Source organism: Paracoccus marinus (assembly GCF_007018965.1).
GTDB lineage: Bacteria > Pseudomonadota > Alphaproteobacteria > Rhodobacterales > Rhodobacteraceae > Paracoccus > Paracoccus marinus.
This window is the reverse complement of record NZ_VJYZ01000004.1, coordinates 307,991-327,280: the sequence shown is the minus strand read 5'-3', so window position 1 is coordinate 327,280 and position 19,290 is coordinate 307,991. Positions and strand designations below refer to the sequence as shown.

General features: G+C 71.1%; 18 protein-coding genes. 9 read left to right on the top strand and 9 right to left on the bottom strand.

Annotated features, from left to right (window positions below; translation table 11 throughout):
• Positions 1–43 precede the first annotated feature (43 nt).
• The gene (locus FNF32_RS02365) at positions 44–1,192 is read right to left on the bottom strand and encodes a phosphoserine transaminase (protein WP_131674940.1); all 1,149 of its coding nucleotides are present in this window, start codon (positions 1,190–1,192) and stop codon (positions 44–46) included.
• Between the two features lie 134 nt (positions 1,193–1,326).
• On the opposite strand from FNF32_RS02365, the gene serB reads away from it, so the two are divergent.
• Positions 1,327–2,205: a phosphoserine phosphatase SerB gene (gene serB, locus FNF32_RS02360; RefSeq protein ID WP_131674954.1), complete on the top strand. Its 879-nt coding sequence runs from the start codon at positions 1,327–1,329 to the stop codon at positions 2,203–2,205.
• Positions 2,206–2,289: 84 nt separating this feature from the next.
• Here serB and FNF32_RS02355 read toward each other — a convergent pair whose 3' ends face one another.
• From FNF32_RS02355 to FNF32_RS15400, 3 genes are all read right to left on the bottom strand, one after another.
• The gene (locus FNF32_RS02355; RefSeq protein ID WP_131674939.1) at positions 2,290–3,309 is read right to left on the bottom strand and encodes an NAD(P)H-dependent flavin oxidoreductase; all 1,020 of its coding nucleotides are present in this window, start codon (positions 3,307–3,309) and stop codon (positions 2,290–2,292) included.
• Between the two features lie 461 nt (positions 3,310–3,770).
• Complete coding sequence (locus FNF32_RS02350) at positions 3,771–4,481, bottom strand: ATP-binding protein (protein WP_131674938.1); 711 nt, start codon at positions 4,479–4,481, stop codon at positions 3,771–3,773.
• On the bottom strand, positions 4,478–4,993 hold the full coding sequence (locus tag FNF32_RS15400; RefSeq protein WP_131674937.1) for an STAS domain-containing protein: 516 nt from the start codon (positions 4,991–4,993) through the stop codon (positions 4,478–4,480). The genes FNF32_RS02350 and FNF32_RS15400 overlap by 4 nt, the downstream gene beginning before the upstream one ends.
• A 248-nt stretch (positions 4,994–5,241) precedes the next feature.
• Between FNF32_RS15400 and FNF32_RS02340 the strand changes: the two genes are divergently transcribed.
• Positions 5,242–7,932: a M10 family metallopeptidase gene (locus FNF32_RS02340; protein ID WP_131674936.1), complete on the top strand. Its 2,691-nt coding sequence runs from the start codon at positions 5,242–5,244 to the stop codon at positions 7,930–7,932.
• A gap of 97 nt (positions 7,933–8,029) precedes the next feature.
• Here FNF32_RS02340 and FNF32_RS02335 read toward each other — a convergent pair whose 3' ends face one another.
• Positions 8,030–9,508 carry an NAD-dependent succinate-semialdehyde dehydrogenase gene (locus tag FNF32_RS02335; RefSeq protein WP_131674935.1) on the bottom strand — a complete coding sequence of 493 codons (1,479 nt, stop codon included), beginning with the start codon at positions 9,506–9,508 and terminating at the stop codon, positions 8,030–8,032.
• A 211-nt stretch (positions 9,509–9,719) separates the two neighbouring features.
• Here FNF32_RS02335 and FNF32_RS02330 point away from each other — a divergent pair, with 211 nt between their 5' ends.
• Complete coding sequence (locus FNF32_RS02330) at positions 9,720–10,397, top strand: DUF1236 domain-containing protein (protein ID WP_131674934.1); 678 nt, start codon at positions 9,720–9,722, stop codon at positions 10,395–10,397.
• A 53-nt stretch (positions 10,398–10,450) separates the two neighbouring features.
• Here FNF32_RS02330 and FNF32_RS02325 read toward each other — a convergent pair whose 3' ends face one another.
• Positions 10,451–11,422, bottom strand: a complete 972-nt coding sequence (locus tag FNF32_RS02325) for a P1 family peptidase (RefSeq protein ID WP_131674933.1) — start codon at positions 11,420–11,422, stop codon at positions 10,451–10,453.
• A gap of 148 nt (positions 11,423–11,570) precedes the next feature.
• Between FNF32_RS02325 and msrA the strand changes: the two genes are divergently transcribed.
• The 4 genes from msrA (at position 11,571) to FNF32_RS02305 (ending at position 14,335) form a co-directional block, all read left to right on the top strand.
• A complete protein-coding gene (gene msrA / locus FNF32_RS02320) occupies positions 11,571–12,314 on the top strand; it encodes a peptide-methionine (S)-S-oxide reductase MsrA (RefSeq protein ID WP_131674932.1) in 744 nt (247 codons plus the stop codon).
• The gene (locus FNF32_RS02315; protein WP_131674931.1) at positions 12,314–13,183 is read left to right on the top strand and encodes a 50S ribosomal protein L11 methyltransferase; all 870 of its coding nucleotides are present in this window, start codon (positions 12,314–12,316) and stop codon (positions 13,181–13,183) included. Before msrA ends, FNF32_RS02315 begins: the two co-directional genes overlap by 1 nt.
• A gap of 72 nt (positions 13,184–13,255) precedes the next feature.
• Complete coding sequence (locus FNF32_RS02310) at positions 13,256–13,720, top strand: nuclear transport factor 2 family protein (RefSeq protein WP_131674930.1); 465 nt, start codon at positions 13,256–13,258, stop codon at positions 13,718–13,720.
• A 3-nt stretch (positions 13,721–13,723) separates the two neighbouring features.
• The gene (locus tag FNF32_RS02305; protein WP_131674929.1) at positions 13,724–14,335 is read left to right on the top strand and encodes a TetR/AcrR family transcriptional regulator; all 612 of its coding nucleotides are present in this window, start codon (positions 13,724–13,726) and stop codon (positions 14,333–14,335) included.
• Positions 14,336–14,344: 9 nt separating this feature from the next.
• On the opposite strand, the gene FNF32_RS02300 is transcribed toward FNF32_RS02305, so the two are convergent.
• The 3 genes from FNF32_RS02300 to ubiA all read right to left on the bottom strand — a co-directional run bounded on the left by FNF32_RS02300 (position 14,345) and on the right by ubiA (position 17,911).
• The gene (locus FNF32_RS02300) at positions 14,345–14,656 is read right to left on the bottom strand and encodes a hypothetical protein (RefSeq protein ID WP_131674928.1); all 312 of its coding nucleotides are present in this window, start codon (positions 14,654–14,656) and stop codon (positions 14,345–14,347) included.
• A gap of 6 nt (positions 14,657–14,662) precedes the next feature.
• Positions 14,663–16,924 carry an OmpA family protein gene (locus FNF32_RS02295; protein WP_143796454.1) on the bottom strand — a complete coding sequence of 754 codons (2,262 nt, stop codon included), beginning with the start codon at positions 16,922–16,924 and terminating at the stop codon, positions 14,663–14,665.
• Between the two features lie 63 nt (positions 16,925–16,987).
• Positions 16,988–17,911: a 4-hydroxybenzoate octaprenyltransferase gene (gene ubiA / locus FNF32_RS02290; protein WP_131674361.1), complete on the bottom strand. Its 924-nt coding sequence runs from the start codon at positions 17,909–17,911 to the stop codon at positions 16,988–16,990.
• Between the two features lie 89 nt (positions 17,912–18,000).
• Here ubiA and FNF32_RS02285 point away from each other — a divergent pair, with 89 nt between their 5' ends.
• Both FNF32_RS02285 and FNF32_RS02280 read left to right on the top strand, forming a co-directional pair.
• A complete protein-coding gene (locus FNF32_RS02285; RefSeq protein ID WP_131674353.1) occupies positions 18,001–18,741 on the top strand; it encodes a 16S rRNA (uracil(1498)-N(3))-methyltransferase in 741 nt (246 codons plus the stop codon).
• Between the two features lie 282 nt (positions 18,742–19,023).
• Positions 19,024–19,218, top strand: a complete 195-nt coding sequence (locus FNF32_RS02280; protein WP_131674351.1) for a DUF1127 domain-containing protein — start codon at positions 19,024–19,026, stop codon at positions 19,216–19,218.
• Positions 19,219–19,290 lie beyond the last annotated feature (72 nt).

Sequence of the window (19,290 nt, the reverse complement as noted above, 5' to 3'; positions counted from 1 at the left end):
GAAATATCCTGCGGGGTCCGGGGGCGCACAGCCCCCGGTCTGGTCAGCCCTGGGCGGCGAGTTCCGCCTCGAACGCCCATTCGATCCACGGCATCAGCGCGGCCACGTCGGCGGCCTCGACCGTCGATCCGCACCAGATCCGCAGGCCCGCGGGCGCGTCGCGATAGGCGCCGATGTCGAAGGCCACGCCTTCCTTTTCCAGCCGCCTGGCCACGGCCTTGGCGAACGCCTCGCCGTCCGTGATCCGCGCGTCGGTGAAGCGCAGGCAGACCGAGGTCGTGGACGCCGTCGCCGGATCGACCGCTAGGTTCGCGATCCAGTCGCGGCCATCGACGAAGTCGGCCACCGCCTTGGCGTTAGCCTCGGACCGCGCGATCAGGGCGGGAAGGCCGCCGATCGACTTCGCCCATTCCAGCGCGACGATGTAATCCTCGACGCACAGCATCGAAGGGGTGTTGATCGTCTCGCCCTTGAAGATGCCCTCGATCAGCTTGCCGCCCTTGGTCATGCGGAAGATCTTGGGCAGGGGCCGGTCGGGGGTGAATGTCTCCAGCCGCTCGACGGCGCGCGGCGACAGGATCAGGACACCGTGCGCGCCCTCGCCGCCCAGCACCTTCTGCCAGCTGAACGTCACCACGTCGAGCTTGTCCCACGGCAGGTCCATCGCGAATGCCGCGCTGGTCGCGTCGCAGATCGTCAGGCCCGCGCGGTCCGCCGGGATCGCGTCGCCGTCAGGTATCCGCACGCCCGATGTCGTGCCGTTCCAGGTGAAGACCACGTCGCGGTCGAAATCAACCTGCGCCAGGTCCACGATCTGCCCGTAGTCGGCCGTGCGGACGGTCGCGTCCAGCTTCAGCTGCTTGACCGCGTCCGTGACCCAGCCCTCGCCGAAGCTTTCCCAGGCGAGCATTTCAACCGGACGCGCGCCCAGCATGGTCCACATCGCCATCTCGACCGCGCCGGTGTCCGACCCCGGCACGATGCCGATGCGGTAGTCGGCGGGTACGCCCAGCACCTCGCGCGTCAGGTCGATCGCCTGCGCCAGCTTGGTCTTGCCGACGGCATGGCGGTGCGAGCGGCCGAGCGGCGAGCCTGCAAGCATGTCCAGCGAAAAATGGGGGATCTTGGCGCAAGGGCCAGAGGAAAAACGCGGATTGACCGGCCGCGTTGCCGGAGTCGTCGTATCGAGCATGGTTAGCCTTCCAGCTAAATAGCCCCTCGTTGGGGAGGGGTGTCCCACTGACTTGGATACGCAATAGGCGCCGCTGGCGCAAGCGGGGAAATGGCCCTAAGCCCGGCGCAAAGGATCGAATGCAAGGGACCTTGATGTTCACCGTCTGCATGCTTGCCGCGCCCGACCGCGCCGACCTGACCGACGACGCCGTGACGGCGCTGAAATCGCGCTGGGACGGTGGCCACGCGCTGTGGCTGTCGCACGGGGTCGCGGCCGAGTTTCCCGTGGACGCGGTGCCCGCCGACTTCGACCGGTTCTGGGCGGACTGGCAGGAAGACGGCCTCGACCTCGCCATCGTGCCGACCGCGGGGCGGCGCAAGTCGGTGCTGCTGGCGGACATGGATTCGACCATGATCGAACAGGAATGCCTGGACGAGCTTGCCGATGTCGCCGGCTTCGGCGAGCCGGTGGCGGCGATCACCGCGCGGGCGATGAACGGCGAACTCGATTTCGACGCGGCCCTGGTCGCGCGCGTGGCGCTGCTGGAAGGCTTGCCCGACGCGGTCATCCCCGAGGTGCTGGCCAGCCGCATCACCATGGCGCGGGGCGGGCGCACGCTGGTCGCCACGATGCGCGCGCAAGGTGCGTGGACGGCGCTGGTGTCGGGCGGGTTCACCGATTTCACCGGCCCGGTCGCCGACATGCTGGGCTTTGACGAGCAGCGCGCGAACGTGCTGCTGGCGGAAAACGGCAAGCTCACCGGCCGCGTCGCGCTGCCGATCCTGGGGCGCGCGGCCAAGGTCGAGGCGCTGGACGACATCACCGCCGCGCGCGGCGTGACGCCCGCCGACGCGATCACCGTGGGGGACGGGGCGAACGACCTGGGGATGCTCGCCGCCGCCGGCATGGGCGTCGCGCTGCATGCAAAACCGGTGGTCGCCGCGCAGGCGCCGCTGCGGATCAACTTCGGCGACCTGACGTCGCTGCTGTTCCTGCAGGGTTATGGAGAGGACGAGTTCGTCCGGGCCTGAGGGGGTCGGGCGGGCGTCGGCCGGCGCGGCTTTCCGCAGGGCTGCGGTGACGGAAACGCAAGCCCGATCGCAGCGGCGTCCCTTTTACACCGCGCCCGCCGCCAGCGCCGCGACCGTCTCGGCCGCGCGGCGGGCCACGGCGCGGGCGGCGCCGGTTCCCGCCCACTGCGCGCCGAACCCCCATTCGCCCCGCGCCGCCGCCGCCGCGTTCAGCGCCTTGCCGGCGTCATAGGCGACCGGGTAATCCGGCGCCTCGCGGCCGTCGATCTGGGTGAACCGGTTGACGATCGACCGCGCCGCCCGCCCCGACACGGCGCGCGTCATCACGGTCTGCCCCGTGGCCAGCGCGGCGCGGTGGGCCGGTGACGTCGCGGCCTCCGCCGCCATCAGGAAGGCGGTGCCGCATTGCACCGCCACCGCGCCCGCGGCACGCGCCGCGCGGACGTCCGCCGCATCCATGATCCCGCCTGCGGCGACGACCGGCCGGGCCAGCCCCCGCAGCGCCGCGAGCAGGTCGAAGAGCGGCAGCCGGTCGTCGCCCGCCGCCGGATCGAAGCTGCCGCGATGCCCGCCCGCTTCCCACCCCTGCGCCACGACCAGATCGACCCCGGCCGCCACGACCGCCTCGGCCTCGGCCCGCGAGGTCGCGCTGGCGGCCAGCACCGCGCCCGCGCCGCGAAGCCGGTCCAGCGCGGCGGCGTCCGGCAGGCCGAAATGAAAGCTGACGAGCGCGGGGCGCGCGTCGCACAGCATGTCGAGCATCTCGCCCGCGCCCGTGAACCCCGGATAGATGTCGCGCAAGGCCGCGGGCGGCGTCGCACCGAAATCGGCAAAGAGCGGCGCGAGCCGGTCGATCCACGCGGCCTCGATCTCGGCGTCGCGCCGGGGCGGGCGGTGGCAGAACAGGTTCACCGCGAACGGCCGCGCGGTCAGCGCGCGGGTGCGCGCGATCTCGTCTGCCGCTTGCGCCGGGGTCATCGTCCCGATCGCGATTGAGCCGAGTCCGCCCGCCTCGCTGACCGCCGCCGCCAGCGCGGGCGTCGAAAACCCGGCCATGGGCGCCTGGATGATAGGATGGTCGAGGGTGAGACCGGCGAGGTTCATGCGCGAAGGCTGCCATGCGGCGGAAAGGGATGCCAGAGGGGCGGTGAGAGATGCGGGCGGCCGCGTGGCGGATGGGATTTACGTTGAAGGGGGCGATGCGGGCGGGCCGCAGGTGGTGGGAAAGCTTGTCAGTTCACGGGTGGGTCCGACCGCTGAGCGACGGTCTGGTTGGTATCGCAAGGATGCCGAATGAAGGCGGTGGCCTGTTGAGATAGGCTGCGTGCGGGCGGCCGGGTAACTGATGGACTTTGCGTTGAGGGGCGGTGCGGGCGGGCCGCAGGTGGTGTGAACGCTTGTCCGTTCACGGGCGGGTCCAATCCCTGAACGACGGTCAACTGGGCATTGGCGATGAGCCCGAGTGATAGGTTGCGTGCTTGTGGCCACACGGCTTGCCTTCGACGGGGCCGCAGAAGCAGGCCGGAAACGTCCCGGCGGACCCCTCGTCATTCGCCGGTTCACGGCTACCCCGCCCATTGCTCCGGGGACTGTCCGGTCTGCTGCTCCGGACCGCGTCTGCACTCCCGTCCCGTTTCAAGCCCCTCACCGGGCGCGCCCTCTCTCTCGGATTCCAGCGTGGGGATGTTGAAGGCCAGCAGGTTGCGGCTGCCCTCGCGGAAATAGACGAGCGACCGGGTCAAGCCGTGGATGATGAGCCAGCCGAAGCCGCCTTCGGGCAGGGACTCCACCCCTTCGATGTCGGGGGGCGGGGGGGCAATGAGGCAGGCGGGGGGCAGGCCCACGCCGTCGTCGGTGACCGCGCAGGCGACACCGTTGCGGTGGCAGGCGGCCGAGACGTGGATGCGGCGCGGGGGTGTCGGGGCGCGTTGCGCCGCGGTCGTGGAGGCCGGGGCCGCCGTGGCGCTTGCGCGATCGCCCGCGTCGCCACGCGCGGCGGCACCAGCTGCCCCGACGCCCCCCGCGTCCCCCGCGCCCGCATCCCGGCCGTGCCCCGCCAGGGTCCCCGTGCCGTGCAGCACGATGTTGTTCATGACCTCGGCCAGCACCAGTTCCAGCCGGCCCAGCACGTCGGCCGAGACATGCGGCGCGAGCCGCGCGTGCATGTCGGTGAGGGTCTGCCGCACGCTCATCTGGTCGGCGGGCAGCACCCGGTTGAATAGCGCCTGCGCGGGCAGCGGGTCCGGTGCGAAGGCGCCGCGCGCGGTTTCCGTCACGATCCGCCGCCCACGGCGCCCGCGTCGCCTTGGGGCAACGATGCCGCGCCCCCCACCGACACCCCGGCACCGCCGGCGATCCCGCCTGCAAGCAACGCCGAGGCGACCGCCGCCGCCGCAGCACCCGCAATCTCGCCCGCGATCTCGCCCGCAGGCCGCGCAGCCGCAGTCCCGCCGCTTCCATCCGCACCCGGCCCCGCCTCGTCCGGCACCCGGATCGTGAACACGGTGTCCATCCGCGTCAGCCGGAACACCCGCATGACGGTCGGGTGGACCCCGAAGAGTTCCATCCGCGTGCCGCGCGGCAGCGCCTTGTGGATCGCGATAAGCGCGCCCAGGCCCGAACTGTCCATGAACTGAACCTGCGTCATGTCCACCACCAGCAGCGCCGGCGCGCGGGCGACGATTTCGCGCATCCGGTCCTTGAAGGGCAGCGCCAGCGCCGCGTCCAGCCGCGGCTCGTCGATGCGCACCACGGTGCGGTCGGGCTGGTCGTCGAGCGTAAGGTTCATCGGGCAGTTTCCCTGGCGATCCGTTCGTCCCCTGCCTAAGCCCGACCCCTTGATAAATGCTGAACGAACGTCCGATGCCGACAACTTTTAAAAGAAAATCCGCCCCGCCGCGCATCATGCTTTGACAGAACTGTTACGTTCGTCCCATAGGCGGACGCGAGGCCGAACCATTCCCGGCCGAGTCCCCGTTTCCAGGGGGCGTTCCGGGCCCGCGCCCGCGTCGTCCCCGTGTCGTTTGAGGTGCCGTCATGACCGCCGTTCCCCGTTCGCTCCGCGCCGATGCGCAGACGCCGCTCGTCCAGCCGCTGCATCATCCCGATCACGCGATCAACGTGACCCCCGACGTGTCCGAGACGCGGGACGCGCCCTACAGCGTCAGCACCCCCTACCGCATCGCGGTGGACCAGACCTTCGGCGGCACGATCACGGCGGGCGACGCCGATACGGTCGCGGTGAACCTGGTCGCGGGGCAGACCTATCGCTTCCTGATGACCGGAAACGGCGGCAACCCGCTGCCCGACACGATCCTCGAGCTGCGCGATCCGAACGGGAACCTGGTAGCGGAAAACGACGACACCGGCCAGGTGGACGTGTCGTATTTCGAGTTCACGGCGACGACCAGCGGGACCTATTACCTCGGCATGGCGGGATATCGCGACTCGGCGGGCGACTATGTCGTGACCGTGGCGCCGGGCACCGGCCCGGAAGAGCCGCCGCCCACCGGCGACAACACCCGGGTCTGGACCATGGAAGAGATCGCGGGCTACCTGACCGACGGCTATTACGGGGAAAACGGGGAGCAGCGCCGGTCCTTCGCGGTCGAGCCGGGCGACACCCTGACCTGCGACCTCAGCGGCCTGACCGCGCACCAGCAGATGCTTGCGCGGACGGCGCTGAACGTCTGGTCGCAGGTGACCGGGATCCAGTTCGACACCTCGTCGCGGGCGGGCGCGGGCGCCAACATCCACTTCACCAACACCGACAACCAGGGCGCCTATTCGGCACCCACCAGCATGTCGGGCCAGACGGTTTACAACGCGATCGTCAACGTTCCGGTCAACTGGGCCGGCAACCCCGCCAACGGCCTGAACGACTATGCCTATCAGACCTTCATCCACGAGATCGGCCACGCGCTGGGGCTGGGTCACGCCGGCCGCTACAACGGCGGCCGTCCCACCTACGGGACCGACAACGTGTTCGCCAACGACAGCTGGCAGGCGTCCGTGATGTCGTATCTCAGCCAGGCGGACAATCCGGAGGTCGATGCGACGCTGGCCTACGTGATGACGCCGATGATGGCCGACATCATCGCCATCCAGGACCTGTACGGCACCCGCGGCGGCCTGTTCTCGGGCGCGAACACCTGGGGCGTGAACGGCAACGTCGGCGGCGCCTTCGGCTCGGCGATGGCGCTGGTCTCGCGCGGGGTCCCGGTGACCATGACGATCTTCGATCAGGGCGGGATCGACACGCTGGACGTGCGCAACGGCACATCGGCCCAGCGGATCAACCTTGCGCCGGGCTCGATCTCGGACATCTACGGCAAGTACGGGAACCTGTCGATCGAACGCACCACCCTGATCGAGAACGCGATCGCCGGGTCGGGCAACGACCGCGTCACCGGCAACGCCGCGGCCAACATGCTGCACGGCATGGCGGGCAACGACGTCCTGTCGGGCCTTGCCGGGAACGACCTGCTGATCGGCGGGCCGGGTCAGGACCAGCTGATCGGCGGCGCGGGCAACGACACCTACATGACCGACGGCGCCGACACGATCGTCGAGACGGCGAATGGCGGCTACGACACCGTGCAGACCTCGGCCAACCTGGTGATGGCCGCGCAGCTGGAAGCGGCGGTCGCCACCGGCGCGGCGGCCCTGTCGATCCGCGGCAACGTGCATGACAACGCGATCACCGGCAACGCGGCCGCCAACCAGCTGCTCGGCGGCGCGGGCAACGACGTGATCCGCGGCGGCGCGGGCAACGACATGGTCGCGGGCGAGGTCGGCAACGACGTGCTGTTGGGCGAGGCGGGGCGCGACACGCTGGCGGGCGGCATCGGCAACGACGTCTATGTCTGGGACGGGCAGGACGCCGTGATCGAGCAGGCGAACGCCGGCTACGACATCGTCCGCACCGGATCGCACATGCGGATGCAGGCCAACGTCGAGGTGGCGCAGGTGGTCGGCGCTGCAGTGACGAACATCGCCGGCAACGAGCTTGCGAACACCATCTCGGGCAACGACGCCGCGAACCAGCTTTCGGGCGGCGGCGGCAACGACACCCTGACCGGCGGCGGCGGCAACGACATCCTGGTCGGGGATGCGGGCAACGACCTGCTGGCGGGCCATGCCGGGCGCGACACGATGGTCGGCGGCGCGGGCAACGACGTGTTCATCTTCGACGGACTGGACGCGATCGGCGAGGCGGCGAACGGCGGCACCGACACGGTCCAGACCTGGAGCCATTATGCGCTGCCCGCCAACGTCGAGATCCTGCAGGCGATGGGCGCGAACGCGATCAACCTGGCGGGGAACGATCTTGCCAACACGCTGATCGGCAACGCCGGGGCGAACCAGATCGCGGGCGGCGCGGGCGACGACGCGCTGTTTGCGGGCGCGGGCAACGACCTGCTGGTCGGCGGCGCGGGCAACGACCGGCTGGTCGCGGGTCAGGGCGCGGACGTGCTGCAGGGCGGCGTGGGGGCGGACATGTTCGTGTTCAACACGGCCAACCACTGCCGCGTCCAGGACTTCCAGGACAACGTCGATACGCTGACGATCCAGCGCCTGGGCGGGCTGGCGGGGGCGACGATGGCCGACATCCTCGGCCACGCGACCGACACCGCGCAGGGGCTGCGCTTCACCTTTGGCGCGGCCACGATCATCCTGACCGGCGCGACGATCGCGAACATCCAGGACGACCTGCTGCTGGCGTGACCCGGCGCGTGTCCGGGCGCGCATCCGGCGCGGAATCAAAAAGGGCCGGCGGAGCGATCCGCCGGCCCTTTTCCTCATCCGGGCTTGCGCTGACGGGTCAGACCGACAGGCAGATGTATTTCATCTCCAGATAATCCTCCATCCCGTGGCGCGACCCCTCGCGCCCCAGGCCGGACTGCTTGACGCCGCCGAACGGCGCCACCTCGGTCGAGATGATGCCGGTGTTCACGCCGACGATCCCGTATTCCAGCGCCTCCTGCACGCGGGTGATGCGGCCGATGTCGCGGGCATAGAAATACGCGGCAAGGCCGAAGATCGTGGCGTTGGCCTTGTCGATGACCTCGTCCTCGGTCTCGAACCGGAACAGGGGCGCCAGCGGACCGAAGGTTTCCTCGTTCGCGACCTTCATCCCGTCGGTGACGCCGGTCACGACCGTGGGCTGGAAGAAGTTGCCGCCAAGGTCGTGGCGCTGGCCGCCCAGCACGACCTCTCCGCCGCCGTCCAGCACGTCGCGGATATGTTCCTCGACCTTCTCGACGGCGGCCGCGTTGATGAGGGGGCCGGTCGTGGTCCCGTCCTGCAGACCGTCGCCGACCGACAGCTTGTCCACGGCGGCCGCAAGGCGCTTTGCGAACTCGTCATAGACGCCCGCCTGCACGTAGATGCGGTTGGCGCAGACGCAGGTCTGGCCGTTGTTGCGGAACTTCGACGCCATTGCGCCCGCCACCGCCGCGTCCAGATCGGCGTCGTCGAAGACGATGAAGGGCGCGTTGCCGCCCAGTTCCATCGAGCATTTCATCACCTGGTCGGCGGCCTGGCGCAGCAAGATGCGGCCGACCTCGGTCGAGCCGGTGAAGGTCAGCTTGCGGACCAGGTGGTTCTCGCAGAACTCCTTGCCGATGTCGGACGACCGCGACGAGGTCACGACCGACAGGATGCCCTTGGGCAGCCCCGCGCGTTCGCCCAGCACCGCCAGCGCCAGCGCCGACAGCGGCGTTTCGGCGGCGGGCCGGGCGACGAAGCCGCAGCCCACGGCCAGCGCCGGGCCGCACTTGCGGGTGATCATGGCGTTGGGAAAGTTCCAGGGCGTGATGGACCCCACGACGCCGATCGGCTGGCGCAGCACGGTCAGGCGCTTGTCGGCCATGTGGCCCGGGATCGTCTCGCCGTAGACGCGCTTGGCCTCCTCGCCGAACCACTCGATGAAGCTTGCGCCATAGGCGATCTCGCCCTTGGCCTCGGCCAGCGGCTTGCCCATTTCGGCGGTGAGGATGCGGCCAAGGTCGTCCTGGTTTTCCATCATCAGGTCGAACCAGCGCCGCATGACGTTCGCGCGTTCCTTGGCGGGGCGCGCGGCCCAGTCCTTCATCGCGGCGGCGGCGGCGTCGATGGCGCGCGCGACTTCCGGCCGGCCAAGATCGGCCACGCGGGCGATCACGTCGCCGCGGGCGGGGTTCGTGACCTCGAAGGTGGCGCCGTCGTCGGCGTCGATCCATTCGCCCGCCACGAAGGCGCGCGTTTCCAGAAGCGAGGGGTCGCGCAGCAGGGTTTTCAGGTCGGTCGAATGGGCGTTCATCGTGTTCTCCGTTTCCGCGTCCGGCGCCGGGCGTGGCGGGGGCCTTGGCGGGGGGCCTTAACCGGGCGTCCGCGTTTCGGGCCAGACCTGAGCACCGGGCGGCACGCTTGTCCAGCGCCCGCAACACAAGCGTGATCGAACCGTTCCGGCCCGCGCGGGGTTCATGGCCTAGCGCCGCATGGCGGCGAAGAAGGAGGAGGAGGATATTTCCATGAGAACGCTGTTCAAGACGACCGCGCTGGCCGCGTCGCTGCTGGCGGGCGCGGCATCGGCGCAGACGATGGCCACCGCATCGACCGACCTCAACGTCCGGTCCGGCCCCGCCAACACCGACGCCGTCGTCGGCGTGATCGGGTCGGGCGACGAGGTCGCGGTGTCGGGCTGCATCGAATCCGCGAACTGGTGCCAGGTCACCTCGGGGACGCTGACCGGCTGGGCCTATGGCGACTACCTGACCACCAAGGTCGGCGACAAGATCGAGCCGATCTATCCCAACCGGCAGTCGATCGGCATCGCCGTGATCGAGGCGCCGGCAGCGGGCGCGACTGGCACGACGGCGACGGCCGGCACCAACGCCGCCGCGGGCGGGGCCACGGGCGCCACCATGGGCGCGGTCGTGGGCGGCCCCGTGGGCGCGCTGGTCGGCGCCGCGATCGGCGGGACGGCGGGGGCGGCGGCCACGCCCGACCCGACGATCCAGACCTACATCGTCGCGAACCCGCGCGATCCGGTTTATCTGGATGGCGAGGTCGTCGTCGGCGCGGGCGTGCCCGACAACGTGGACCTGTACGAGATCCCCGAGCAGCCGGACTACCGCTACGTGACGATCAACGGCCAGCCGGTGCTGGTCAGTCCGACCGACCGGCGGATCGTCTATATCTACCGCTAGGCGCCCCGCGTGGGGGTTCGGGGGCGGGGCCGCGCGGTCCCGCCCTTCGCGCATCAGCCCGCCGGGGCGCGGCAGGGTTGCAGGTCGCCCGGCGCGGGCGCGGCCGACCAGACCGCGCGGGCGATCGCGCGCGCCAAGACACAGGCGGCGGCATGCGACAGCGCGAAGGGATCGGCGGCCGGGCGGGCGGCGGTCGAGACCGCGAACACCAGGTCCCCGTCATAAGGGGTGTGCGAGGGAACGATCGCGCGGGCAAGGCCCGCATGCGCCGCCGTCGCCAGCCGCGACAGCCCCGCCTTGTCGAGCGTCGCGTCGGTGGCGACGATGGCGATGGTCGTCGCCTCCCCCACGCGTTTCTGCGGCAGGGGCTCATGCGCGGGGTCGAAGGGACCGGCCAGGCCCAGGCCGCCGAACTCGTCCCCCAATTCCCACGGCGCGGCCCAGAAACGGCCGCCGGGCGCGGTCACCGACCCCACCGCGTTGACCGCGACCAGCGCCCCGACCGTGGCCGCGTTGTCCAGGACGGCCGAGGCCGAGCCAAGCCCGCCCTTCCAGTTCGCCGTCATCGCCCCGGTGCCCGCGCCCGCGCTGCCAAGCGCAAAGCGCGTGTCCGCCGCATGAAACGCGCGGCGGCCGAGCGCGGGGTAGGGGTTCAGGTCCCAATCCTTCGCGCCGCCGTTCAGCAGGTCGAACAGGATCGCCCCTGGCACGATCGGCACCCGCGCGTCGCCTACGGCAAAGCCGCGCCCGGCGGCGCGCAGCCCGTCCGCCACGCCGTCGCAGGCGGCAAGGCCAAAGGCCGACCCGCCCGACAGCACCAGCGCATCGACCGCCTGCACCAGCCGGTCGGGGGCGAGCAGGTCGGTTTCCCGCGTGCCGGGCGCGCCGCCCATCACGTGGACGGCGGCCGCGAACGGCGCGCCGGCGGTCAGGGCGGTCACGCCCGACTTCAGCCCCCCGTCGTGGGCGTTCCCGACCCGCAGTCCGGCCACGTCGGTTATCAGGTTCAAGGGTCCCGGTCGCATCGCAATCTCCGGCGGATGAGCGCGCGCCAGCCTGCCGCGTGCGCGCGGGCCCCGCAAGCCGCGAAACCAGCGGGCGCCCGGGGCGTTGTGTGCGACAGACCCGCACCCTACATCTGGGGCGACACAAGGTTCCATCCGAGGAAACGCCATGACCCAAGCGAACCACGCCATCTTCGGCCGCCCCATGGGCGCCCCCGCCCCGCAGGGCTTTGAAGAAGTGGTCCTTGGCATGGGCTGCTACTGGGGGGTCGAACGGCTGTTCTGGGAACAGGACGGCGTCTGGCTGACCGAGGTCGGCTTTGCCGGCGGATCGACCCCCAACCCGACCTATCGCCAGGTCTGCGGCGGCGGCACCGGTCATGCCGAGGTGGTGCGCGTGGTCTATGACCCCTCGCGCATCAGCTTCGAACAGATCCTCAAGATCTTCTGGGAAAACCACAACCCGACGCAGGGCAACCGGCAGGGGAACGACGTGGGCGACCAGTACCGGTCGGTCATCTACACCACCAACGCAACCCAGCTGGCCGACGCCGAGCGCAGCCGGATCGACTACAGCAACCGTCTGGCGGTCGCGGGTCATCCCGATATCACGACGGTGATCCAGCCGCTCGACCGCTTCTGGATCGCGCCCGAGCTGGACCACCAGCAGTATCTGCACAAGATACCCGACGGCTATTGCGGCCTGCGCGGAACGGGGGTCGAGGCATCCACCGCCTCCGCGATGGAAGCGGCCCACGCCGGCGGCACGGACGGCAACCCCGAACCTTCGCCGTCGTCGGGCCCCGGATCGGCGGTCGCGTCGCGCGCCGCCGCAGCCGCCGCCGCTGCCGCGCCGGTCACGCTTGAAACGTTGATCCGCGACGCGCTGCGCTCCGTCTTCGGGCGGGGCTGATGCCCACCTGGACGGCGCTGAGCCAGGCGCAGGGCCGCGACCGAGCCGAGGCGCTGGCGGATGCCTGCGAGGATCTTGCGCCCGAGCCCGTCGGCTCGGGCGTCTTCGAGATCGAGGACGGGTCCGACCGGTGGGAGGTCGGGGTCTATTTCACGCAAGCGCCGGACGAGATCGCGCTGGCGCTGCTGGCCGCCTCGCAGGGGGCGCAGCCCTTCGTCATTTCGGAACTGCCCGAGGTGGACTGGGTCGCCCATGTCCGCCGCGAATTGTCGCCGGTGTCGGCCGGGCGCTTCTTTGTTCACGGCAGCCATGACGCCGACAAGGTGCCCGAGGGCGCCGAGGCGCTGTGCATCGAGGCCGCTATGGCCTTCGGCACCGGCCACCATGACACCACAAAGGGCTGCCTTCTGGCGTTCGACCGGATTCTGACGGCGGGCGAGGTGCCCCACCGCGTGGCCGACATCGGCTGCGGCACCGCCGTTCTGGCGATGGCCGCGGCGCGCACTGTCCACGGTGTCGTCCTCGCCAGCGACATCGACCCGGTCGCGGTCGAGACGGCGCAGGCCAACGTCCTTGCGAACGGCCTGGACGGGCGGGTCGAATGCGTGCTGGCCGAGGGGTTCCACCACCCCGTGCTGGACGGCGCCGCGCCCTACGACCTGATCTTCGCCAACATCCTCAAGCAGCCGCTGATCCAGATCGCCCCCGACATGGCCCGCCACCTCGCGCCCGGCGGCCGGGCGATCCTGTCGGGCATCCTCGTCGCACAGGCGGACGAGGTCGCGGCCGCCTATGCCGACGCCGGGATCGCGCTTGAACGGCGCGACGACCTGGGCGACTGGTCCACGCTGGTGGTCCGCAAGAGCTGAGCCGGGCTTGCACGTCCGGGCGCGGGTCTGTACCGATCGGTCCAAATCTGACCGAACGGTACAGGAGCCGCAATGTCACGCCCGCCCATCCCGCCCTTCACGCCCGACAGCGCCGTACTGAAGGTCCGCGCTGCCGAGGACGCCTGGAACCGCCGCGATCCGGCCTCCGTGGCGCTTGCGTACACGCCCGATTGCCAGTGGCGCAACCGGGCGGAGTTCTTCGCCGGCCGCGACGCGATCGTGGCCTTTCTCACCCGCAAATGGGCGCGCGAACTGGATTACCGGCTCATCAAGGAACTGTGGGCGTTTAACGGGGACCGGATCGCGGTGCGGTTCGCCTATGAATGGCACGACGACAGCGGGCAGTGGTTCCGGTCTTACGGCAACGAAAACTGGGCGTTCGCAGGCGACGGGCTGATGGCGCGGCGGATCGCGTCGATCAACGATCTGCCGATAGCGTCCGCCGACCGCCTGTTCCACTGGCCGGCCGGTCCCCGCCCCGACGGCCATCCGGGCCTGTCCGACCTGGGGCTGTGAGCGGTGGCGCGCACGACCGCTCGCCGCGATCAGGTGCTGCCAGCGCTGGCCGAGCTGTTCCGCGAACACGGCTATCACGGCACCTCGCTTGCCCATGTCACGGCGGCGACAGGGCTGGGCAAGGGCAGCATCTACAACTTCTTTCCGGGCGGGAAGGACGAGATGGCGGCGGCGGTGCTGTCGCACGTGGACGACTGGTTCGAGCGGCAGGTCTTCGCCCCGCTGGCCGCCGCCGGCGATTTGGCCGCGGGCCCGCAAGCAGGTCCGGCGGCTGCGGTCGAGGACATGTTCGCCAGCGTCACGGATTATTTCCGCAGCGGGCAGCGGGTCTGCCTTGTCGGCGCGTTCGCGCTGGGGGACGCGCGTGACGCCTTTGCCAGCCGGATCGACGCGTACTTCGCCCGCTGGATCGCCGCCCTGTCGCGGGCATTGCAGGCGGGCGGCATCGCGCCGGGGATGGCGGATGACCTGGCCGAGGAAGCGGTTGCGGTCATTCAGGGCGCGATCGTGCTGGCGCGGACGAACCGTTCCGATGGCGCGTTCGCGCGCGTGACTGGCGGGCAGAAGCGGCGGCTGCTGGATGCGCTGAAAGCCGCGGGCCGGGCTTCGGCCTGAGGATCGCCGTCAGGCGTCGTCCCCGGGGGCGCGGGCGAACTTGCGGTCGATGTAGTCGCGCAGTTCCTCGACCTCGGCCTTTGCCTCGGCCAGCTCGTCCTGCAGCGACTGGCGGCGGGTTTCGGAGGCGGAAAGGTCGGCTTGCGCGGCATCGCGCGCCTCGGTCGTCGCGTGAAGCTGCTGGGCCAGCCGGCCAAGCTCGGCCAGTTCGGCCGAGGTGGCGCGGGTCAGGCGGTGGATCAGCCAGCTTGCGAACCAGCCGAGGATGAACGCCGTGAACAGCGCCACCGCCGTCGCGATGATGAACTGGTTGCGGTCCATGCGGGTCTAGTCCTCCGGCGTGGGGGCGGTGGGGGAAGCGGGCTGCGGGTCGGGGGTGGCGGCGGGTTCGGGTTGCCCGCCCGCGTCGGCGCCGTCGCCGGGTTCGGCCCCGTCGCCGGGTTGCGTCGGGCCGGACGGGGGGGCGGCATCGGCGGCGGCGGGGGAGCTTGCAGCGCCGGCGCCCTCGGCCCCGCCGCCGTCCTCGGCCCCCGCGGCAGCGTCGACCGGATCGGGCGCGGCGTCGTTGCCCGTGACCACGGCGTCGCCGGGCGGACGGGCCGCCGTTCCCCTATCGGGCAGGTTCGGCCCCTGCATCTCGCCCGGCGCGGGCACGTCCGCGACGGTGACGCCGGTCACGACGCGGGGCGCGGGCGGCGCCTCGGCGTCGACCGGGGTGTCCGACAGCAGCCGGAACTCGATCCGGCGGTTCGCCTCGCGGCCCGCGTCGGTGTCGTTGGTGTCCACCGGCTGGCTTTCGCCGTAGCCGCGCACGGTCATGTTGGAGATGGCGATCCCCGCCTCGCCCATCGCCGCGACCACCGCCTGCGCGCGGGTGCGCGACAGCTCGGCGTTGAAGTTCTCGGACCCCTGGGAATCGGTGTGGCCCGCGACCTCGATCCGGTAGTCGCCGCATTCGGACGCGGCGTCCGCAAGCTGCGTGAGCGTCGGCGCGGCGTCGCCCGCGATGGTCGAGGAACTCGGCTCGAACCCGATCTCGGCCTGCGCCATGATGACGTTCATCCGGTCCACGCAATCCTGCCCCGACGGCAGGTCCAGCGCGGGATCAAGCCGGCGGTCGTAGCGGATCGCCATCTCGTAGGGGACGCCCGCGCCCAGCCGGTAGGACAGCTGCCGCGCCGCCCCCTCGGCCGCCTGGCTCGACCCCGACGCGCCGGTCAGCCGCACGAGGTCCGGCGTCACCTTGACCGTGCCGTCGTCCAGATCCGCCATCGCCTCGATCGCCGCCATGACCCGGACGGTCCAGCCGGGCGGCGTCTGCGGATCGACCAGCAGGCTGCTTTCCACCGTCCCGAACCGCGCGCGGGCCAGGCTTTCGACGGCCTGGCGCATCGCCTCGTCGGTGATGCGGCCGCGCAGCGCGATGCCGGTGGGCACGCGGGTCGCCGTGAACTCGGCCGGCCCCGCCTCGGCGGGTTCGGGTTCGGGCGCGGTGTGGACGGCGGTCAGGGTAAAGACCGACGGCAGCGCGCCCTGAAGGCCGCCGGCGGCGCGGTCGTACTGGTCGGCGGGAACGGTCGCGGGCGCGGTCAGCCCCACCTGCGCGTTCGAGAACTCGATCGTGCCCGCGTCCAGCGCCCCCAGCGCAGCGATCCCCGCCACGGCGGCGTCGCCCCAGGTGGGGGTGGGCACGCCGAGCGCCAGCGTGCAGTCCGCGCCCTGGGCGACGCCGGCCGCGCGGGCCGCGTCGAGGATGCGGCTGCGCGCGTCCTCGGTATCCGCGGCGCAAGCTTCCAGCCGGGTGCCGTCCGCGTCCTTGACCATCCGCAGCGCAAAGGGGGTGACGACGGGGCGCGGGGCCGAGATGCTGGTCGTCAGCGCCACGCCTTCAGGTCTGTCGCGGTCGAGCGTCGCGGCAAGCCGCGCCTTTTCCGCCTCGCCATCCGTGATCGCCGTCACGTCCACCTTGCCCGGCGTCACCGACACCTTGGACCGGTCCGCGACCGCGATCGCGGCGATGCCGAAGCGCAGCGCCGCGTCCCAGTCATCCGGGGCGGGCTGGTCGGACGATTCCAGCAGGTCCGTCACGCGCCGCCCGCCCGTGGCCCGTTCGACCGACACCAGCAGCGCCGCGCGGTCCACGCCTGCGGGCACCAGCCCGATCAGCGACACGCCCGCGTCGTTGCGCAGCAGTTCGACCGAGAATAGCGGGGCCGCCGTCGGTGGCGGCGAGGCGAGGGTCATCGCGTCCACGATCCGCCGCCCGTCCACCACCGTCGCCGCCCGGTCGAGCGCGCGGAACCGCTGCACCTCGTCGGGCGCGGGGCCGGTCAGGCGCACCAGCAGGCCGTCGGTCGCAACGTTGGTCCAGTCGAACCCCGCCGATGCCAGCGCGGCGGCGACCCGGGCGCGCGACACCCGCTCGATCTCGTCGGCGGCGGTGGTGCCCACGGCCCATGCCCCGGTCCCGGCAAGGCCCAGCACGACAAGGCGCAGCACCGCGCCCCGGAACGCGCGCATCCGGCGCGACGGGGGCCTGGGCGCGGGCGTCGAAAGCGGCGCGAGACGCGGGTGGCGCGGATCAGCCATCAGGACGGGCCTTTCGGCAGTTCATCGATCCGGCTTGTTAGAAGCCGCGCGAGGTCCGCGCAATCACACAAGTCCGGCAACGGCAAGAAACAGCGCGGCGACCAGGCCCGCGTCGCGGTTGCTGCGGAACAGCCGCAGCAGCCCGCGGCTGTCGCGCGGATCGAACCGCGACAGCTGCCAGGCAAGGTGCAGCGCGAACCCCGCCACCGCCACCGTGACCGCCAGCCGCGCCAGCACCCCGTCCGGCCCAGCGGACGACGCCGCCGCCGCCAGCAGCATCACCGCGCCCGCCGCGAACCCCGCGAGCCAGCGCGGCGAGTCGTCGCCGAACAGCCGCGCGGTGGACTTGATGCCGATCAGCGCGTCATCCTCGGTATCCTGGTGGGCGTAGATGGTGTCGTAAAACAGCGTCCAGCAGATCCCCGCCGCATAGAGCAGGATCGCGGCCGGGTGCAGCGTCCCGCCGTGGGCGACGAACGCCAGCAGCGCGCCCCAGTTGAACGCAAGACCCAGGAACACCTGCGGCCACCAGGTGAACCGCTTGGCGAAGGGATAGATCCCGACCAGCGCCAGCGACGCCACGCCCAGCCAGATCGCCCCCGTCTTGAGCGTCAGCAGCAGCGCCAGCCCCACCGCGCATTGCAGCCCCAGCCACACCAGCGCCCCCAGCGTCGTCACCTGCCCCGAGGGCAGGGGCCGCGACGCGGTGCGCGCCACCGCCCCGTCGAAGTCGCGGTCGGTGATGTCGTTCCAGGTGCAGCCCGCGCCGCGCATGACGACGCTGCCGAAGCCGCAGGCGATCACGATCCACAGATCCACCAGCCGCGGCCGGTCCGCGATCATCGCCAGCCCCACGCCCCACCAGCAGGGCAGCAGCAGAAGCCAGGTCCCGATCGGCCGGTCGGCGCGCGACAGGCGCAGATACGGCCGCCACGCGGGCGGGGCCCAGCGATCGACCCAGTTCCCGGCGCTGTCGGCCACCGGCATGTCGGCCGCGCCTGCGTCGCGGCGCCCGGCCGCGCGCTGCCGGAAAAACGATGGCGTCGGGACGGGCACGTGCGTAACCTGCGGCGGCAATGGGAAAAATCAGGCTCTTCATAGATCACCCGCTGGTCGCGGGGCAACCCGTTCCCCTGACGGACGGGCAGGCGCATTATCTTTCATCGGTCATGCGGCTGGGCGAGGGGGGCGAGGTCGCCGTCTTCAACGGCCGCCAGGGCGAGTGGCTGGCGCGGATCGTGGCGCTGGGGCGGCGCGGCGGGCAGGTGGCGCCGGTCGCGCAGGCGCGCCCGCAGCAGGACCCGCCCGACCTGTGGCTGATGTTCGCGCCGATCAAGAAGGCGCGCACCGACTTCATCGTGGAAAAGGCGGCCGAGCTTGGCGCCGCCCGCATCATCCCCGTCCAGACCGACCACACCAACGCCGAACGCATCCGGCAGGACCGCCTGCAGGCCCATGCGGTCGAGGCGGCCGAGCAGTGCGGCGGCACCTTCGTGCCCCCGGTGGACGGGTTGCAGTCGCTGTCGCGGCTGCTCGACGGATGGGACCCGACCCGCCGCGTCCTGTGGGCCGACGAGGCGCTGGTCGGCGCGGCCCGGACGCTGGCCTATCTGCCGCGCGGTCCTTGGGCGGTCCTGATCGGCCCCGAGGGCGGCTGGTCCCCGGCCGAGCGCGAGCGGCTTCGCGCGCTGCCCTTCGTGACGCCGATCAGCCTTGGTCCCCGCATCCTGCGCGCCGACACGGCGGCGGTCGCGGCGCTCGCCTTGTGGCAGGTCGCGGCGGGCGATTGGGCCGATGCAGAAGCGCCACAGGATTAACAAGACGTTAACACGGGTTTGTGAGCAAGGATGCGCGGCCTGAGGCCGTCGCAGTCGAATATTCTTGCGCGGAAGCGGCTATTTTCGGGCGGATCGGGCAAGAAACATCCGCAGCGTTTGACTTGTAAATAACCCGTGAAAACCGTGACTTATGCAGCAACTGCATAGCTGGAATGGCTCCGCCCCCAGTGGCGGAAAACCGGGTCCGGGCCTATATCTCCGTCATCGGAACAAAAGGCATCGGGGGCGACCCCGGCCGCATTTACAAGCAGGTGAACTGACATGTCGGCGATCGACATCTTCCGCGCCCCCTCGGCGCGCCACGAAAACTTTGGCCTGAAGATCCGCAGCGTCTTCTCGGCCTGGAACGACCAGCGCGTGACCCGCAACGCCCTGAACCGCCTGACCGACCGCGAGCTGGACGATATCGGCCTGACGCGTGGCGACATCGAGCGGATCGCGCGTTCCGGCAACTGAGCTTTCCCTGAAAGCCCGGCGCCGCGCAAGCGAAGCCGCAAAAGGCCGGGCATCGCGCCCGGCCTTTGCACA

Coding starts and splice junctions, on each gene's coding strand:
- FNF32_RS02295 (WP_143796454.1), bottom strand. CDS start 16,924: ATGGCTGATCCGCGCCACCCGCGTCTCGCGCCGCTTTCGACGCCCGCG.
- FNF32_RS02335 (WP_131674935.1), bottom strand. CDS start 9,508: ATGAACGCCCATTCGACCGACCTGAAAACCCTGCTGCGCGACCCCTCG.
- FNF32_RS02325 (WP_131674933.1), bottom strand. CDS start 11,422: ATGCGACCGGGACCCTTGAACCTGATAACCGACGTGGCCGGACTGCGG.
- serB (WP_131674954.1), top strand. CDS start 1,327: ATGTTCACCGTCTGCATGCTTGCCGCGCCCGACCGCGCCGACCTGACC.
- FNF32_RS02315 (WP_131674931.1), top strand. CDS start 12,314: ATGCCCACCTGGACGGCGCTGAGCCAGGCGCAGGGCCGCGACCGAGCC.
- msrA (WP_131674932.1), top strand. CDS start 11,571: ATGACCCAAGCGAACCACGCCATCTTCGGCCGCCCCATGGGCGCCCCC.
- FNF32_RS02355 (WP_131674939.1), bottom strand. CDS start 3,309: ATGAACCTCGCCGGTCTCACCCTCGACCATCCTATCATCCAGGCGCCC.
- FNF32_RS02300 (WP_131674928.1), bottom strand. CDS start 14,656: ATGGACCGCAACCAGTTCATCATCGCGACGGCGGTGGCGCTGTTCACG.
- ubiA (WP_131674361.1), bottom strand. CDS start 17,911: ATGCCGGTGGCCGACAGCGCCGGGAACTGGGTCGATCGCTGGGCCCCG.
- FNF32_RS02310 (WP_131674930.1), top strand. CDS start 13,256: ATGTCACGCCCGCCCATCCCGCCCTTCACGCCCGACAGCGCCGTACTG.
- FNF32_RS15400 (WP_131674937.1), bottom strand. CDS start 4,993: ATGAACCTTACGCTCGACGACCAGCCCGACCGCACCGTGGTGCGCATC.
- FNF32_RS02340 (WP_131674936.1), top strand. CDS start 5,242: ATGACCGCCGTTCCCCGTTCGCTCCGCGCCGATGCGCAGACGCCGCTC.
- FNF32_RS02280 (WP_131674351.1), top strand. CDS start 19,024: ATGTCGGCGATCGACATCTTCCGCGCCCCCTCGGCGCGCCACGAAAAC.
- FNF32_RS02285 (WP_131674353.1), top strand. CDS start 18,001: ATGGGAAAAATCAGGCTCTTCATAGATCACCCGCTGGTCGCGGGGCAA.
- FNF32_RS02330 (WP_131674934.1), top strand. CDS start 9,720: ATGAGAACGCTGTTCAAGACGACCGCGCTGGCCGCGTCGCTGCTGGCG.
- FNF32_RS02365 (WP_131674940.1), bottom strand. CDS start 1,192: ATGCTCGATACGACGACTCCGGCAACGCGGCCGGTCAATCCGCGTTTT.